Below are 15,318 nucleotides of genomic sequence, written 5' to 3'. Positions count from 1 at the left end.
GTGGGACTCAGTCGCGTTCGGCCAGCAGCAGGGCGGCGAAGTCGACCACCGACGGCACCACATGGGTGGCACCGGCGGCCCGCAGCTGCTCCTCGTTGTGCGCGCCGGTGAGCGTGCCCGCGACGATCCGCGCGCCCGCCGCCAGTCCGGTGGCGATATCGCTGGTCGTATCACCGAGCACCGCAACGCGATCCACGGCGTCGATGCTCAGGCGCAGCAAGGCGGTCAGCACCATGTCCGGGTAGGGGCGGCCACGTCCGGCATCCGACGGGGCGAGGGTGAGATCCGCGATATCGTTCCAGCCCAGCGCCCGCAGCAGGTTGTCCTGGGTATCCCGGCTGAATCCGGTGGTCAGCGCCACCTTGATGCCAGCCTCCCGCATCGCCGAAATGGCTTCCGCGGCACCGGGAATCGGGGTGACACCCGCCTCCAGCGCGAGATCGGTATAGGCGGCCTCGAACGCGCTGTTGGCCAGTTGCGCGCGGTCCTCATCGCCGAGCAGGGTGCGGAAGCACCAGATCTTGGACTGGCCCATGGTGTCCATGACGAACTTGCGGGCGGCTTCGCGCTCCGGGCCTTCGGCAGGGACACCGGCCGCGGTCACGGCCACCTCGAACGCCTGCTCCACCAGACCGTCATCCGCGACGGTGGTACCGGCCATATCCAGGACGGCGAGGTCGATCTGCTTGTCGGACATAATGTCTCCTTTGACGTCAGAGGTTGAGCAGGTCGGCGGTCTCTTCACCGATGGCCGGGCCGAGCGTCATGCCACGCCCACCGGGGCCGGTGATCACCCAGACGTTGTCGGCGGCCTGCGCGCGGGTCACGATCGCACCCGGATCGATGGACTGGCTGTAGACGCCTGCCCAGCGGCGCACGACCTGCGGAAGTTTGCGGCCGAGAAGTTCTTCGGCGACGGTGACCAGGTGCTCGTAGGGGGCCTCGTCGACATCGAAGTTGAACGGCTCGTCGTATTCGTGGGTATCGCCGATGGTGAGACCGCCGTGCAGGCGCTGCACGCACAGCAGCTGCATCTTGTGCCGCGCGGCCGTAAAGGGCTGTGCCTCTTCGTTATTGAGGCGATCCAGCTCCGGGCCCTGGAAGGCCGGGTAGTAGCGGAAGCTGTCGCCGTCGGCGAACGCGGTGGTGAGCGGCTCGCCCAGCGGGGCGGTCTGCATCATCTGCAGGCGCACCCGGCGGACCGGGATATCGCCGACGAGTTCGCGGGTGAGGCCGGTGTGCGCCGCGCCCGGGCAGGACAGCACCAGATCGCCCTGATGGCTGCGGCCGCGGTCGTCGATGACGGTGGTGCCGGTGATGGTGCGTGCCTCGGTGCCACCGAAGAAGGTGTAGCGGCCGGTGGCCTCCATGTACCGGCGCAGTGCGGGCAGCGCCTGCCGGGACTCGACCGCGCCGTCCTTCGAACAGTGCAGTCCGGCAAGGAATTTGCCGCGTAGCGCCGGGTTGACCTGGCGCACCGCCTCCGGCTCGAGCAGTTCGAAACCGCGCTCGGCGGCCGAGGGATTCTTGATCGCGGCCTCGGCCACGGCGAGCTCATTCTCGCTGCGCACCAACGTCATCGAGCCCGCGGGGCGGAAGCCGACGCCCGGGACCTTGCCGCCGATCTCCTCCCACAGCTGCCGCGAGCGCAGCGTGATGTCGAGTTCGTTCGCGCTGCGGCCGGACACCCATACCAATCCGAAGTTGCGCACGGTCGCACCGCGCGCCTCCACCTCACGTTCGAGCTGGATGACTTCGTGACCGCGTCCGATCGCGGCGAGGGCGTGAGCGGTGCCGAGAATGCCGCCGCCGATGATGACCAATCGCATGGGACTCATGGTGGCCAATGGTCTAGACCTAGGAGTGTTACCCGTGCAAACGCTAGGTTAACAATTGGTATAGACCAATCTTGTGTACATTGGTGGCATGGACACAACGGACGTTGCCGGGTTGGGCGCCCAGCGATCAGGGGCCCGTTCGAAGGCTGAAATGTCCAGTGAGAGAGCCCTTTCCGCAGCTGAAGCCCGCATGCCGAAGTCGTACCGGGTGCGCACCGAACTGGAGGCTCTGCTCGCTGAACTGAACGAGGGCGACCCGCTGCCATCGGAGCGCGACCTGGCCCTGCGCTGCGGCGTGGCCCGCGAAACCGTCCGCCAGGCGGTACGCGAACTCCTGGTGGAGGGCCGCATCCGCCGCCAAGGCCGCGGCACCGTGGTCTCCCGCCCGAAAATGGTGCAGCCCTTGACCCTTCGCTCCTACACCGAAGGAGCCCTGAAATTCGGCCGCACCCCGGGCCGCCTCCTGGTCGACTGGACCGACATCCCCGCCGACCCCGACACCGCCGCCGATCTCGCGCTGGCGCCCGGAACCCCGGTAATGCACCTGGAGCGAATTCTCCTGGCCGACGGTGAACGCATAGGCCTGGAAAGCACTTTCATGCCCGTCCCCCGCTTCGCAATCCTCCGCGACTTCTACAACCCGGAAACATCCCTCTACGCCGCAACCCGCTCCATGGGCGTCGACTACGCCTCAGCCACCGAACGCATAGAAACCGTCCTGGCTTCCCCTCGCGAGGCGGCTCTCCTGGAATGCACCACCGCCCTCCCCATGCTCCTACTCCACCGCCGCAGCATCGGAACCGACGGCATCCCAATAGAACGCGTCCGCTCCCTCTACCGAGGCGACCGAATAGCCTTCCAAGCCAACCTCACCGACTGACCCGGCCCACGCGAGCGTGCCCCCGCACCCGGGGGCACCCTCAATTGCGTTGCACCTCAGCGCTTCCAAACGCCACTGGAGAGAAAGCGATCCCACTGCTCCCCGGTGAAGACCAGCGCAGGCCCGCCGGGGTCCTTGGAATCACGCACCCCAACGTGGTCAGCGCCACCCCCGACGAGGGCGATCTCAACACACTCGCCGCTCGGCTGACTGAAGCTGCTCTTGAACCATCTCGCGCCCGACAAATCCACGGTCATGCCGCGTGCTCCTTCGCGATTCTCCGCACCAGCGTCCTGGTGTCGTCCTCGCTCAACGCTAGCCGCTGAATGTCGCCGATTGCCCGCCGATATCGGTCGATTACGGTGTCTTGCTCCAGGAAGAGCGCACCTTCGTAGCCCTCGACGAAAACGATGGGTGGCTCCACTACTCGGCTCGCGAGCGGGGGAAACTCCAACAGGGTGAAGGCTTGAACCATCAGCCAGAGCGGACTCTCCGCATCGAGCGGGATCATTCGGATGGAGATGCTCGGTCGTTCCGACAGCTCGGCGAGGTGCAACAGTTGCTGCGCCATGACGTCGGATCCGGTCGGCTTGCTGCGGACTACTGCTTCGGACAGGAGGGCGTCTATCCGAAAGGTACTGTCCTGCAACCGTTCTTGTCGTCGAACGGTCAGTTCCACCCGTCGCTCCACGTCAACGGGGGACAAGTCGGGATAGGCGGTACGAACTATCGCCCGCCTGTAATCGGGGATTTGAAACAATCCCGGAACCAGGGCCAGTTGGTGGGTGGTGATGTGGTTCGCCGCGGTTTCGAGGCTCAGGTAGTGGTCGAAATGTGCGAAGTACTGGTCGCTGTACGCCCGCCACCAACCTTTCGTGGTCCCAGCGATTTTCGCGGCCTGATCCTGCTCCTTGACCTCCTGCCACAGGCTGAGAATCTCATCCCGCTCGCTTCCCGGATCGGCCACGTCGTAGAGGTTGAGTAGTTCTTTGAGCTGGGACGTCGCCAGCCTGACCTTGTACCCTTCCTCCAGTCGACTGATGCTCTGCGGCGAGATTTCCGCCGTTAGCCCGGCCGCCAACTGACTCTTCTGTGCCCGCTCACGAAGTCGGCGAAGTGTGCGCCCGAGTGCCCTACGTGGAAGCGAAGATCCGGCCATTTGCTTAGCCTCGCTATCTGGGTAGCTCCGTACTGGAATGCCCCGCGCCGGGTAGCCCCGTCCTCGAATCCCCCTACTGGGTAGCCCCTGGCTGGACACCAATCATTTTGCCTCAGAACCCCTTGGTGAGTGTTCCAGTTCGGTGAATCTGGGTGTCTACTGAAAAGCGGCGCCAGCAACCCACTTAGAAGCATTTTCGAAGGGAATGCCGAAATGCATTGGGACACATGGGCTCTACTGTCAATCGTAATCCTCTGCCTAACGGTAATCACTTGGGCCGCATGGGGTTTCTACCAGGAATCCCATGATGCCCACTCTCTCCGACTCCCGCTCGCAACCGGAGGACACCTCACCATCCCACTCGCGAGCGGGCGACGAGCGGGATGGTTGCACCGCGGTCGGCACCGGGTCTACTTCCCAAGGGGCGCTTGATGACTAACCCGTTCGCTTACACGTCGCGGGTCGACCGGCCCGCCGTCTACCATGGCCTTCCAGCCTTGGATGTCGTCTACTCGGAGAGCGATATCGAACGCCACCTCGCCGATCATCGCGAACAGTGCGAAACCGACAATTGCCCGATGCTGCGCCATTTGCAATACCTGAAATCCCAACGCGCAGTACGAAAGCGGCCTGGGCGGTCACAAACTTCTCCGGGACCCTTGAATCTGGTCTCCCGCAGCGATTTATGACCGCTCAGGCCGGTTTCCGGGTATGGCACGGCAGGTCAGCACGGCGGCGTGTGATGTCACGATTCAGGTCTGCTGAAGGTGGGCCGGCAGCGAACTGTTCAAGGTGTGGATGAATGTCATTCGGCAGGCAGGGTTTGGGTGATGCACCAAAGGCGGCGGGGGAGTTCACCTTCTTCGAAGGGATGGATTTCGGCGAGGTTCCAACCGTCGGCTACCGCATCCACGAGTGCCCTGGAAAAGAAGTGGACGGCGAATCCGCCGTTCTCGTAGATGTCATCACCGTGTGGGATTCCCGTGCCGTAGTGCGCATCGCCAATGTGCCGGACGGTGTAGACGAATGTTCCGCCCGGTCGCAGGACGCGCCGGATTTCGGCTGCCAAGGCCGAGATTTGGCCGGTGGACAGGTTCATACAGAGCAGCATGTGGGCATATGCTGCGTCAATAGTGTTGTCGGGCAAAGGGATTGGGTCGAGGGCGTCGTGTTCGAGCGTCAGCACTCGATCGCCGAGGGCCGCGGCTTCGGCGGTGGCCTTCAGCTGAGTCAAGCCGACACTACTGAAATCGGTTGCGGTGACATCGAATCCGGAGCGCGCCAGATACAGAGTGTCGCGGCCGTGGCCCGCGCCGAGTTCCAGGACATTGCCGACACCGGCGACGCGGAAGGTTTCGGCAGCATAGACGGCGGCCTCCGAGGGAAGGTCGCCGTACATGCCGGGATGGGATCGGTAGGTCTGTTCCCAATGGTGTTGCTGGTCGCCACCCATGGAGTCATTCTCCACGGCGGTCGGCACCAGGCGGACCTCCGCCTCGCGCCTGTTGTTCCAGTTCAGTGGGTCGGGGCGCTGGCGAACGCTGGGTGATGGGGTGTTGCCGTCAGTTTGGTCGGGTAGAGGCCCTGGACGAATTTGCGGTCCTGGGGGTCGAGGTCGAGGCCGCCGGGGACGGCTTGGCCGTCGCGCATGATGACGCCTGGGAGTTGGTAGCACATGATCGAGAGGATGTCGGTCGGGGTTGCGATGAGGTCGACATCTTCGAGGGGGGTCAGTACCTGTGCGCGGGTTACCTGTTCGCTCCAGCCGTCCATCTCAAGGAAGTAGCGGATTGCCTTGCGCGGGTCGATGCGTTGAACTACCTCGCGGCGGAGGTGCTCGTGTGGGAAGCCGAGGGTGTGGCCGGTTTCGTGGCGGACGACCCGTTTGTATTCGCTCTCCGGGGTATCCATGGAGAACGCTTCCAGATTCATGGTCGGCTGGTCGGCCGGGATCTGGAGGATGTCCGTGCCCAGGTATGACCAGTACCCGTCGCCGGAGGTCCGCGCGATGCGGACTTCCGCGTCATTGCTTCGGCTTTCGGAGAATTGCACGTTCGCGCCCGGCGACCACGCGTTCATGTGGGTCAATATGCGAGCCTTCAGGGCGGTGTCATCGGTGTCCAGGAATCGGACTGTGAGATGGACGCCGCCACTCTTCCAGTATTTCGTGGTCATGGCCGAGATGAATTCCTTCGTCACGGCCCCGGGGCCGACCATATCGGCGACCGGGCGTACATACGGCCTATTGGCCGGATTGATTCCCACGGCCACTCGCGCCGCTTCGAACAGGTCAACGCCAGGAAGGCTTTTCGGACGGCAGACTTTGATTTTGTCCTGTGTGGTCATCGCTACTCCATGTGCGAATCGGTGTTCTTTTCCGGTGGGTTCCGTCATCGCCCGGGCGATGACGGTGTGAGCGTCACCTCGGTCCAGATATCGCCGTTCACGGCGACACTGCCAGGTACGGCCACGGGTGCCATATCTGCTCTGATGACGGTGTGATGGTGGGTCGTGAGCGAGTCGACCAGCGATTTCTTCGGTATCGTCTTCGCCCATCGCGGTACGGGTCCGTACGGGATCATCGCGTATCCCGTTGTCTTCCAATCATTTTCGACGAACCGCATCGGGGTGGCATTGTGTGATCCGTGATGGCCGACTTTGTACAGAGCCAGATCGGAGACAAGTTCGACATTGCCGGCATCGGAGAGCACGTGCTCCCACGCGCCCTGTTGCGCGTCTCCGGGAAACAGCAGTCGCGTTCCGGAGATATCGAGGACGAAGAAAACGCTGGTGTTGTTGACCGCGTTCTCCAGTATCGACGCGGCGCGCAACAGTCGATTGTCGTCGTCGACGAGTTTCTCCAGTCCCAGTTCCGCTTTCGCTGCGGGCAGCCGATCCGACACCGGATTACCCGTGATGTACCGCGAGTGGAACAGCGGCGTGAGATCCTCCCCGGTTTCGGTGGACGCGCCCGCGCGAACGAATGGCCACGACTGCTTCGAAGGCGGATCCATGCGCTTGAGGAATCGTTCATCGCGTGGCGGCCCGAGGATGTGTGCGACGAGACCGACGCGTTCCACGGCGATCTGGTTCTCCGTCTCCTGCTTGCTCGGCAGGAATCGAACCCGGTGGGGTGTGGCGAATCCCAGCTGATTCCGGCCCAGCAGCCGATCGGTCGCGGCGGCGTTTCCCTGCGCGTTCATAGCGAAGGCATGGGCCTGGTCGACGGCGGCCGGCTTGGGATGTCCGTTCAATTCGTTGATGCGCCGGTCGGCGAGTGCGAGCAGGCCGTTGGCCGCCTCGGCTTGCCCGCCGCGGATTCGTTGCGCGTCCGCATCCGTGCTGTCCTCGACGAAGGGAACCCACACCTCGTCTACCGTGACGTGCTCCCATTCCTCGCAGGCGAATCCGGTGATGTGATCGGCATGGTGATGGGTGGCGACCACGACATCGAGATGCGGCCGGTGATCGGGGGCTGCCGCGGTCAGGTCGGCGATTATCGCCTGTACGGAGTCCCGGATCGGGCGAGCCCGGCCCTGACTGTGCACGCCGCAGTCGACCAGCATGCGCCATACTTCGTCACCGTTCCGGACTGTCACGGTGAACGCATCACCGAATCCGACGTTGTACATTCGGACGGAAATCGTTGTGGCGGTTGACATTTCGGACCTACTCACCTGTCTGCGAATGAATCGAGGCGAAATCGAGGCGGTGGATCGCGTGCTCGGAGGTCCACGCGCTCAGCGGGTCGTCGGCTTCCACTCGCGCGAACCACTCCTTCATTTCCTTCAACCGCTGTACGCCGGCGTTATGGAATGCGGTGGCAACCTTGTCGTCCTTCGCCGGCGAGCTACTGAGAGGCAGCGGCTTGGCGATCACGTACGCCACACGCCCATCGGCGCTGATGACAAGAGCGGTGCCGGCCCGAATCGCCGGTGGCTTGGCCTGGCTCGGGTCTTCGAGATCCGGGCGCCGCTGCAGGAGTTGAATCGCCACTTCCGGCCGCGGTAATCGATCCCCTGCCCGTCGATACGAAACGTGGATGCCCTCACAGGAGATTTTGAATTTATCGTTGGGATCGAGCCCCAGTTGTAGTGCGTTCGAATGGGCCCACCTCGTAATGGCTTTGGCGACTTTTTCGAAAAGGGGATTCGACAATTGGTAATCATTCGGATCGGAAGCGCCATTGCCTTCGGGTGTGGGCTGTGTCCGTATATCGCCGGCCTGACCGATCGGGTCGAGATCCTTCGACGCGGACAGGATGATCGTGGGCAAATCCACCCGGGGCTGACTGTTCGTGATGTTCAGCCCGGAATCGGGCTGATGCCAGACCAAAGCCTCATCGGTCAACGAGGTGACACTGGTCGGCCAAATGCCCCGCCGCCGTAGCGCTTCGACGAGCGTGCTGCGCAGGTGCTGCTCATCCTCCGGATACAGGCCGCGATCTGCGGTGACGATCGCGCGCACGACATCACCGAACCGGACATCCACCACCGGCAGATAGTCGAAGGCGCGCACCACCATTCCGAGAATTCGGTCCGCTGTCTTCACCGCCTCATCGGCGATCCGGGAGACGAGATCCGGGTGCAGGCGACCCGGGGGCAATACCCCGGTTCCCCCGCTGGCGATCCGCAGCAGGTCCGCGATCGCGTTCTGGTAAGCGTCGAGGTATGCGTCGAATACCGCTGCCACGAAACATGCGCCGAGCTCGTGCGGTTCCTGTGCCGCGAGGAATTGCATCGGCGTTCGGTTCTTATCGGCTATCGCCGAGCGTAATGCCGCACCGCGCCCGGTGGACTCCCCGAACTCCTTGGCCAATTCCAGCAGGCCCGAGCTGTTCTCGAGCTCGCCCGCCGTCGTCGCGATCGCGTCGAGTACGACATCGCGGTGCGTGAAATGCTGGAACAACGCCATCAAGTCGGCAACAGCCTCATGCCAGGCGAACACATCGCGATGCGTGGATTCGCTGTACCGCCGCCGAATTCGGTGCACGATCGCATGCGTCACCTCGTGCGCGATGATGTCACTCGACAGGCAGGTGAAGATGATCTGACTGGGCAGATTCGCACCCGGATTCTCGGTATCGGCCCGGTAATAGCCGAATAGCACAGCGCGGCGTTTCGGATCGAAGTAAGCGTTCTGACCCTCGAAAGCATGCGGAACCAGGCGCAGTACCTGCTCGCGATGCCACCGGAACCGGCGTCCCATGAAGCGTTCGAACCGTTCCAGAACGCTCATCGTGACCGCGTAGACAACCTGTTGATGCGCCCGCGGATCGCTCTCGGTCGGACGAATCCCGTCCTGCGCCAACAGATATGGATCATTGAGATCGACCGGCTCGTACCAGACCTCACGGCTGGCGTCGTAGTCGACCACCTGCACAAGTCCGCCGTCGGGGCCCGGTTTCAAGTTTTGTTCGAACGGGATGTTCAGCGTGAGAAACCGGCCGGTCAGGCGCGTCGACATCGGGTCGAACGCGAAGGTCCGCAGCCTGCGGCGCGCGGGTGGGCAGACGCCACTGTTGTGGTAGACGGGTGCGCCGGCTAACGGTGTAGCCGCAGGTGCGCGTTCGACTACATCCGTGGTTTCGTCCATTGCTCGTCCTCCCACAGGACATCTCGTGGGATGTGCTTCTGATACTTCGGTTCGGTTTCGCAGCGTGTCCGCACGCTGTCATGCACCCGGGCGCCGGCGGGAATCTTCCGGTGGCGGTAGGTGAGCAGTGCCCAGATCCACCCCATTCGGTGCACGAGACCATTCGCATGCTCGGTTTCGACCGCACAGGTCTTCCGATATGCCTCCGGCCGCAATAGCAATCCGGCCTCGAACGCGCCATCGGCAATCCATTTGAGCGAGATCCCGGCGAGCCTCGGATCATCCTCGAACGTCCCGCCGACATCGGAGTGCACACCGGCGAACCATGCCTCGGTCAGCATCGGTTGCGCCCCTTTGGGTTTGACCAGATACTCCTCGTACGGTCGCCGCTTCTCATCGATGGAAACCGCGTGCCGTACCTTCACGATATTGGGAATCTGCCGGGTGTAAGGCCACCGCAGCTCCCAGCGGAAGAGGCCGGCCGCTTTCACCGTGTCCCATACCCCGAGAAACTCGACAGGGATGGAGAATTCGCTGTCTTCGGACTTCGAGCAGAACGAGCGGGCATACCGCCGCAGTTCGCCCCAGTTCGTCGTCCTGCGGGTGTAGGCGCTGACCACATATTGGACGAGGTTCTCGCTGCCGGGACGCAGCAGACCCGGATCATGCAGCAGCCCGGCCAATGCGCGCGCGGTATACGAACCACGGCTGAATCCGAAAATGAATACCCGATCGCCCACCTGCCAGTGCTCGATCAAATAGGTATATGCCTCAGCGAGATTCGAACGCAGCCCGCTGCCGACAGCCAGCCCGAGCACCCGCGAGAACCAACGGGCCGGGGGCGACCACGCGCCCCGGGCACTGAATGTGCCGACGCCGGGATCGTAGTAAGCGATCTGTTTCTCGGGGTCGCTCAAGTCCAGCATCTCGAACAGGCGGACCACATTCGTGCTGCCGGTCGCCCGGACCTGATTACCGGTGCCGTCGAAACAGATGACGATGTTCTTACCCGCGGATGCAGTAGCCACCCAACGAGTGTGGATCTGCCGCACCGCGAAATATCGAGTAGCGGTGTACCCTACTTTCCCGCTGACGCTGCCGAAAAAGCTGCCGTGCATGTCCGTCGGTCGAGTAGCGGGGACCGCAGCGGCCTTTGTCCCGGAACGCACTCGACGCCCTGGTCACCCAGGGCGTCGATACGGTGATTCGACTCAGCGGACCTGCGGGGCCACCTTCTCGCCGAGCAGTTCGATATTGCGCAGCACCTTCTTGTGCGGGAGCGTGCCCACGCTGGTGTGCAGCATGAACCGGTCCAGACCGAGGTCATCGCGAACAGCGGCGATCTTGCCCGCCACATAGTCGGGTGTGCCGACGAAGAGCGATCCGCTCTGCGCGCGCAGGGCCGCGAACTGTTCCCGGGTCATCGGCCCCCAGCCGCGTTCACGGCCGATGCCGGTCATGGCGCGCGCGTACGGGGCGTAGAAATCGGCGACCGCCTGCTCATCGGTCTCGGCGACATAGCCGTGCGCGTGTACCGCCACCGGCTGCGGTTCATTGCCGCCCTGCTCGAGCGCGCGGTGGTAGAGCTCCACCAGCGGCTTGAACCGGGCAGGCTGCCCGCCGATGATCGCGATGGCGAGCGGCAGGCCCAAAAGCCCTGCGCGGGCGACGGATTCAGGACTGCCACCCACGGCGATCCACACCGGCAGCGGTCGATTCTCGGTGCGCGGGTACACGATCGCATCGGTCAGCGGTGCGCGGAATTTGCCCTCCCACGTGACGGGACCCTCTTCGCGGATCTTCAGCAGCAGTGCGAGTTTCTCCTCGAAGAGTTCGTCATAGTCGGTGAGGTCATAGCCGAACAGCGGGAACGATTCGATGAACGAGCCGCGGCCCGCCATGAGTTCGGCTCGGCCATTGGACAATCCGTCCAGGGTGGAGAAATCCTGGTACACCCGTACCGGATCGTCCGAGCTGAGTACCGTCACCGCGCTGGTGAGTTGAATCCGCTCGGTGCGTGAGGCGATGGCGGCCAGCACCATCGCGGGGGAGGAGGCGGCGAAATCCTTGCGATGGTGTTCGCCCACTCCGTAAACATCGAGACCGGCCTGTTCGGTGACCACGGCCTCCTCGACCACCTGGCGCAGCCGCTCACCCGCAGTCGGCACCAAGCCGTCCCCGCCGACGGGATGAGTCTCGGCGAATGTCGTCAGTCCCAGTTCCACGGCTTACGCACCTTCCCAAAATTGTTTCCAAGTCAACCTGTCAGCTTAAACGGACTGCGGTCCGGAAACATTCCATGGTGGCCCGGACCTCGCGCATCCGCGAAATCCCCGCTGGGGGCGAGCCCACCGCACCGGGCGGATAGTCTTGTTCTCATGTCAGTGCGCACCCGCCAACCCCTCGTTCCCGGCACCCAGTCGCCCATCCGCGAGGTGCCGAAATCCATCGAGCGGCCCGAGTACGTCTGGAAGAAAACCGCCAACGAGGGCCACGAACCCTGGGTGCAAACCCCCGAAACCATCGAGGCCATGCGCACCGCGAGCAAGCTCGCCGCCCAGGCTCTCGAGGCGGCGGGCAAGGCGGTCGCCCCCGGCGTCACCACCGACGAGCTCGACCGCATCGTGCACGAATTCCTCATCGACAATGGCGCATACCCGTCGACGCTGGGCTACAAGGGCTTTCCCAAGTCCTGCTGCACCTCGCTGAACGAGGTCATCTGCCACGGCATTCCGGACTCCACCGTCATCGAGGACGGTGACATCGTCAATATCGATGTCACCGCCTACATCGGCGGCGTACACGGGGACACCAACAAGACCTACCTCGCCGGCGATGTCGACGAAGAGGTGCGCCTGCTCGTCGAACGCACCGAAGAAGCCACCATGCGCGCCATCAAAGCGGTCAAGCCCGGCCGCGCGCTCAATGTGATCGGCCGCGTCATCGAGTCCTACGCCAACCGCTTCGACTACGGCGTCGTCCGCGACTTCACCGGCCACGGCGTCGGTCCCACCTTCCACAGCGGCCTGGTCATCCTGCATTACGACCAGCCCGCCGTCGAAGCCGAAATCGAAGCCGGCATGACCTTCACCATCGAACCCATGATCAACCTCGGCGGCATCGACTACGAGATCTGGTCCGACGGCTGGACCGTCGTCACCAAGGACCGCAAGTGGACCGCCCAGTTCGAGCACACCCTCGTGGTCGACGAGAACGGCGCCGAAATTCTCACCCTCCCGTGATTCGCCTGCCCCGCAGTGGATCCCGGCCACAAGCACGCCGGGATGACGAGGGGGCGTGCGCGTGAAAGGCGCGCGGCCCCTCGGCGACACCATTCCGGAGGGGGAGGGCCAAAGGGCTGCGCGCATCTCGCCGGTGTCCTTTGCCATCTGGGATAGCGCGGGGAGTTCGGAGTGAAAGGCGCACTGCTCATTGCGGGCACCACCTCCGATGCGGGGAAAAGCGTTGTGGTGGCTGGGCTTTGCCGCATGCTGGCGCGGCGGGGTGTGAAGGTCGCGCCGTTCAAGGCGCAGAACATGTCGAACAACTCCGTCGTCGCCTTGGACGGCGGGGAGATCGGGCGTGCGCAGGCATTGCAGGCGCGGGCCTGTGGGCTGGAGCCGAGCGTGCGGTTCAATCCGGTGCTGTTGAAGCCCGGGAGCGACCGCCGCTCGCAGCTTGTGGTGCGCGGCAAGGCAATCGACACCGTGGGGGCGAAGGATTACTTCCGGCATCGCACGCAGTTGCGGGCGATCGTCGCCGAGGAATTGGCTTCGCTGCGCGCCGAATTCGATGTGGTGATCTGCGAGGGCGCGGGCTCACCCGCCGAAATCAACCTGCGCGCAACCGATCTGGCGAATATGGGTCTGGCCCGCGCCGCCGATCTTCCGGTGCTGCTGGTCGGCGATATCGACCGCGGGGGAGTGCTCGCCCACCTCTTCGGCACCGTGGCAATCCTGGAACCCGAAGACCAGCAACTCATCTCGGGTTACATCATCAATAAATTCCGTGGTGATGTGGACCTGCTGCGCCCGGGTATCGACCAGCTCACCGAGCTGACCGGCCGCCCCACCCTGGGCGTGATCCCCTTCGCCGAAGACCTCTGGATCGATGCCGAAGACTCCCTCGGCACCATCGCCGACGCCCCCGTGGGCCGCTCCCAGCCCCCACTCGGCAAGGACTGGCTGACCGTCGCCGCCATCCGCCTCCCGCGCATCTCCAACTCCACCGACGTCGAAGCCCTCGCCTGCGAGCCGGGCGTCTCCGTCCGTTGGGTCACCGACCCCTCCCGCCTAGCCGGAGCCGACCTGGTAGTCCTCCCCGGCAGTAAATCCACCGTCAGCGACCTGGAATGGTTGCGCCACACCGGAATAGCCGCAGCCCTGCAATCCCGAGCCGCCACCGGCGGCCCCATCCTCGGAATCTGCGGCGGCTACCAAATGCTCGCCCGCACCATCGACGACAGTGTGGAATCCACCGCGGGCACCGTCGACGGCCTCGGCCTACTCGACCTCGAAATCGAATTCGCCAACCCGAAGATCCTGCGCCGCAGCACCGGCCATGCCCAGGGCTACACAGCCGGTGTTGCAAGTCCGCCCTACCGCGAGACTGTCGGCACGCGGGGAATTCCGGTGCACGGCTACGAGATTCATCACGGACGGGTGCGGGTCAACGGCGATCGCCCATGGCTGATCCTCGATGGCACTCCCGAAGGCAGTGTGCGAGGGGCGATCTGGGGCACCCACCTGCACGGTGCCCTCGAATCCGATGAGTTCCGCCGCGCCTTCCTGCGCGATGTCGCGGCCTATGCTGAAGCCGATTTCGTTGTCGCCGACAATGTTTCGGTGGAGCAGGTGCGCGTCACTCAGCTCGACCTGCTGGCCGACCTCATGGAGAAGTACCTCGACCTCCCCGCTCTGGAGCGCCTCATCGACTCCGGCGCGTCCGTGAATCTCCCGACCCTGCGGGTCTCCGGGTGACCGGCGGCATTCGCGAATCTCCCATCCCGCCCGGCGGATCGAGTATCGCCGGTGACGCCGATCACGCGAATCGTGTCGACGCGCGTTCGGCGCATTTGCGCGCCGTGTAGCGTTGCTCGATATGGAATCTCGGCGGATCACGGTCGGTGACCGCGTATGGGCCGTGCGGGTCGGAGGCAACGAATCCCGCCACTATGTGCTCCTACTCCCTGACGCGGGCGATCCGGCCGACGTATATGACCAGGTCTGTGAACGATTGCAGACCTCGGACCTGCGCACCATCGTCATCGAACCCGCAGACGGGCTCGACAATGCGGCGGTCTTCGGCATCCTCGACGAACTGAAGGTGCCCTGGGCCAACCTGGTCGGCACCGGCACCGGCGCGGACCTGGCCTGGCAACTCGCGGCGCGCGGCTTCGGCCGCTTCATGAGCCTCATCGCAGCCGACAGCGGCCACCCCGCCGCCCCCGGCGCGGACGGCGCCATCGCCGACCCCACCTGCCCCCCGGTCGAAATCCCCACCACCCTGCTCGCCACCAAACGCCTGCCCCGCGAGGCCGCCGAAGCCTCCGGTCGCCACGTCTACGGCGAATTCCGCCTCGTCCCCGTGGACGTCGCGGACGTGGCCGCCGAAGCCGGCCACGAACTCGCCACCGAAATCGTCCTCCGCACCAGCTTCTGGTGACCTGAGCCCCGCCCCGGGCGCACCGCCCGGGGCCTTTTCTCCGTCGGAGTGACTGAGACCGCGTCTGAGAACTCGGTTATCGGCGTGCGAGGCGGCGTGACATAACGGCGATCATGGCGATGTGGATCATCGTTTCGTGGTGGTCGGGTCTGGTCTCGTAGTCGCGCACGCAGCGGCGGTGT

At 64.3% G+C, this 15,318-nt stretch carries 15 protein-coding genes; 5 read left to right on the top strand and 10 right to left on the bottom strand.

From position 1 onward, the window contains the following. Positions 1-7: 7 nt before the first annotated feature. Together GFY24_RS26290 and GFY24_RS26285 are read right to left on the bottom strand one after the other, a co-directional pair. On the bottom strand, positions 8-697 hold the full coding sequence (locus tag GFY24_RS26290) for a phosphonatase-like hydrolase (protein WP_153807790.1): 690 nt from the start codon (positions 695-697) through the stop codon (positions 8-10). Positions 698-713: 16 nt separating this feature from the next. Beyond that, a complete protein-coding gene (locus tag GFY24_RS26285) occupies positions 714-1,829 on the bottom strand; it encodes a TIGR03364 family FAD-dependent oxidoreductase (RefSeq protein ID WP_153807789.1) in 1,116 nt (371 codons plus the stop codon). Positions 1,830-2,028: 199 nt separating this feature from the next. On the opposite strand from GFY24_RS26285, the gene GFY24_RS26280 reads away from it, so the two are divergent. Beyond that, positions 2,029-2,718: a GntR family transcriptional regulator gene (locus tag GFY24_RS26280; protein WP_228566680.1), complete on the top strand. Its 690-nt coding sequence runs from the start codon at positions 2,029-2,031 to the stop codon at positions 2,716-2,718. 56 nt (positions 2,719-2,774) lie between these two features. On the opposite strand, the gene GFY24_RS26275 is transcribed toward GFY24_RS26280, so the two are convergent. Together GFY24_RS26275 and GFY24_RS26270 are read right to left on the bottom strand one after the other, a co-directional pair. Continuing rightward, on the bottom strand, positions 2,775-2,975 hold the full coding sequence (locus tag GFY24_RS26275) for a DUF397 domain-containing protein (protein WP_153807787.1): 201 nt from the start codon (positions 2,973-2,975) through the stop codon (positions 2,775-2,777). Next, a complete protein-coding gene (locus tag GFY24_RS26270; protein ID WP_153807786.1) occupies positions 2,972-3,877 on the bottom strand; it encodes a helix-turn-helix transcriptional regulator in 906 nt (301 codons plus the stop codon). The genes GFY24_RS26275 and GFY24_RS26270 overlap by 4 nt, the downstream gene beginning before the upstream one ends. A 431-nt stretch (positions 3,878-4,308) precedes the next feature. On the opposite strand from GFY24_RS26270, the gene GFY24_RS26265 reads away from it, so the two are divergent. Beyond that, the gene (locus GFY24_RS26265; protein WP_153807785.1) at positions 4,309-4,566 is read left to right on the top strand and encodes a hypothetical protein; all 258 of its coding nucleotides are present in this window, start codon (positions 4,309-4,311) and stop codon (positions 4,564-4,566) included. A 116-nt stretch (positions 4,567-4,682) separates the two neighbouring features. On the opposite strand, the gene GFY24_RS26260 is transcribed toward GFY24_RS26265, so the two are convergent. From GFY24_RS26260 to GFY24_RS26240, 6 genes are all read right to left on the bottom strand, one after another. Continuing rightward, entirely contained in the window at positions 4,683-5,357 is a 675-nt protein-coding gene (locus GFY24_RS26260; RefSeq protein WP_309231349.1) for a class I SAM-dependent methyltransferase, read from the bottom strand. A gap of 35 nt (positions 5,358-5,392) precedes the next feature. Further along, positions 5,393-6,223, bottom strand: coding sequence for a M12 family metallopeptidase (locus tag GFY24_RS26255; RefSeq protein ID WP_194853030.1), 831 nt, complete (start codon positions 6,221-6,223; stop codon positions 5,393-5,395). Positions 6,224-6,267: 44 nt separating this feature from the next. Further along, positions 6,268-7,539: a hypothetical protein gene (locus GFY24_RS41255; protein ID WP_194853029.1), complete on the bottom strand. Its 1,272-nt coding sequence runs from the start codon at positions 7,537-7,539 to the stop codon at positions 6,268-6,270. A gap of 7 nt (positions 7,540-7,546) precedes the next feature. Further along, on the bottom strand, positions 7,547-9,472 hold the full coding sequence (locus tag GFY24_RS26250) for a hypothetical protein (RefSeq protein ID WP_153807783.1): 1,926 nt from the start codon (positions 9,470-9,472) through the stop codon (positions 7,547-7,549). Continuing rightward, entirely contained in the window at positions 9,451-10,500 is a 1,050-nt protein-coding gene (locus GFY24_RS26245; RefSeq protein ID WP_309231348.1) for a DUF2235 domain-containing protein, read from the bottom strand. The genes GFY24_RS26250 and GFY24_RS26245 overlap by 22 nt, the downstream gene beginning before the upstream one ends. Positions 10,501-10,683: 183 nt before the next feature. Further along, the gene (locus GFY24_RS26240; RefSeq protein WP_309231347.1) at positions 10,684-11,697 is read right to left on the bottom strand and encodes an LLM class flavin-dependent oxidoreductase; all 1,014 of its coding nucleotides are present in this window, start codon (positions 11,695-11,697) and stop codon (positions 10,684-10,686) included. 153 nt (positions 11,698-11,850) lie between these two features. Between GFY24_RS26240 and map the strand changes: the two genes are divergently transcribed. The 3 genes from map to GFY24_RS26225 all read left to right on the top strand — a co-directional run bounded on the left by map (position 11,851) and on the right by GFY24_RS26225 (position 15,136). Then, positions 11,851-12,714, top strand: a complete 864-nt coding sequence (map, locus tag GFY24_RS26235) for a type I methionyl aminopeptidase (protein ID WP_153807781.1) — start codon at positions 11,851-11,853, stop codon at positions 12,712-12,714. Positions 12,715-12,885: 171 nt separating this feature from the next. Continuing rightward, a complete protein-coding gene (locus tag GFY24_RS26230; RefSeq protein WP_309231346.1) occupies positions 12,886-14,451 on the top strand; it encodes a cobyric acid synthase in 1,566 nt (521 codons plus the stop codon). 121 nt (positions 14,452-14,572) lie between these two features. Continuing rightward, complete coding sequence (locus GFY24_RS26225) at positions 14,573-15,136, top strand: alpha/beta hydrolase (protein WP_153807780.1); 564 nt, start codon at positions 14,573-14,575, stop codon at positions 15,134-15,136. Positions 15,137-15,318 lie beyond the last annotated feature (182 nt).

Origin of the sequence: Nocardia sp. SYP-A9097 (assembly GCF_009649815.1) — a bacterium.
GTDB lineage: Bacteria > Actinomycetota > Actinomycetes > Mycobacteriales > Mycobacteriaceae > Nocardia.
This window is presented reverse-complemented; position numbering and strand designations above follow the sequence as displayed.

Excerpts from the sequence above, each read along its gene's own strand:
- GFY24_RS26290 (WP_153807790.1), bottom strand. The coding sequence starts at position 697 with ATGTCCGACAAGCAGATCGACCTCGCCGTCCTGGATATGGCCGGTACC.
- GFY24_RS26285 (WP_153807789.1), bottom strand. The coding sequence starts at position 1,829 with ATGCGATTGGTCATCATCGGCGGCGGCATTCTCGGCACCGCTCACGCC.
- GFY24_RS26280 (WP_228566680.1), top strand. The coding sequence starts at position 2,029 with ATGCCGAAGTCGTACCGGGTGCGCACCGAACTGGAGGCTCTGCTCGCT.
- GFY24_RS26275 (WP_153807787.1), bottom strand. The coding sequence starts at position 2,975 with ATGACCGTGGATTTGTCGGGCGCGAGATGGTTCAAGAGCAGCTTCAGT.
- GFY24_RS26270 (WP_153807786.1), bottom strand. The coding sequence starts at position 3,877 with ATGGCCGGATCTTCGCTTCCACGTAGGGCACTCGGGCGCACACTTCGC.
- GFY24_RS26265 (WP_153807785.1), top strand. The coding sequence starts at position 4,309 with ATGACTAACCCGTTCGCTTACACGTCGCGGGTCGACCGGCCCGCCGTC.
- GFY24_RS26255 (WP_194853030.1), bottom strand. The coding sequence starts at position 6,223 with ATGACCACACAGGACAAAATCAAAGTCTGCCGTCCGAAAAGCCTTCCT.
- GFY24_RS41255 (WP_194853029.1), bottom strand. The coding sequence starts at position 7,539 with ATGTCAACCGCCACAACGATTTCCGTCCGAATGTACAACGTCGGATTC.
- GFY24_RS26250 (WP_153807783.1), bottom strand. The coding sequence starts at position 9,472 with ATGGACGAAACCACGGATGTAGTCGAACGCGCACCTGCGGCTACACCG.
- map (WP_153807781.1), top strand. The coding sequence starts at position 11,851 with ATGTCAGTGCGCACCCGCCAACCCCTCGTTCCCGGCACCCAGTCGCCC.
- GFY24_RS26225 (WP_153807780.1), top strand. The coding sequence starts at position 14,573 with ATGGAATCTCGGCGGATCACGGTCGGTGACCGCGTATGGGCCGTGCGG.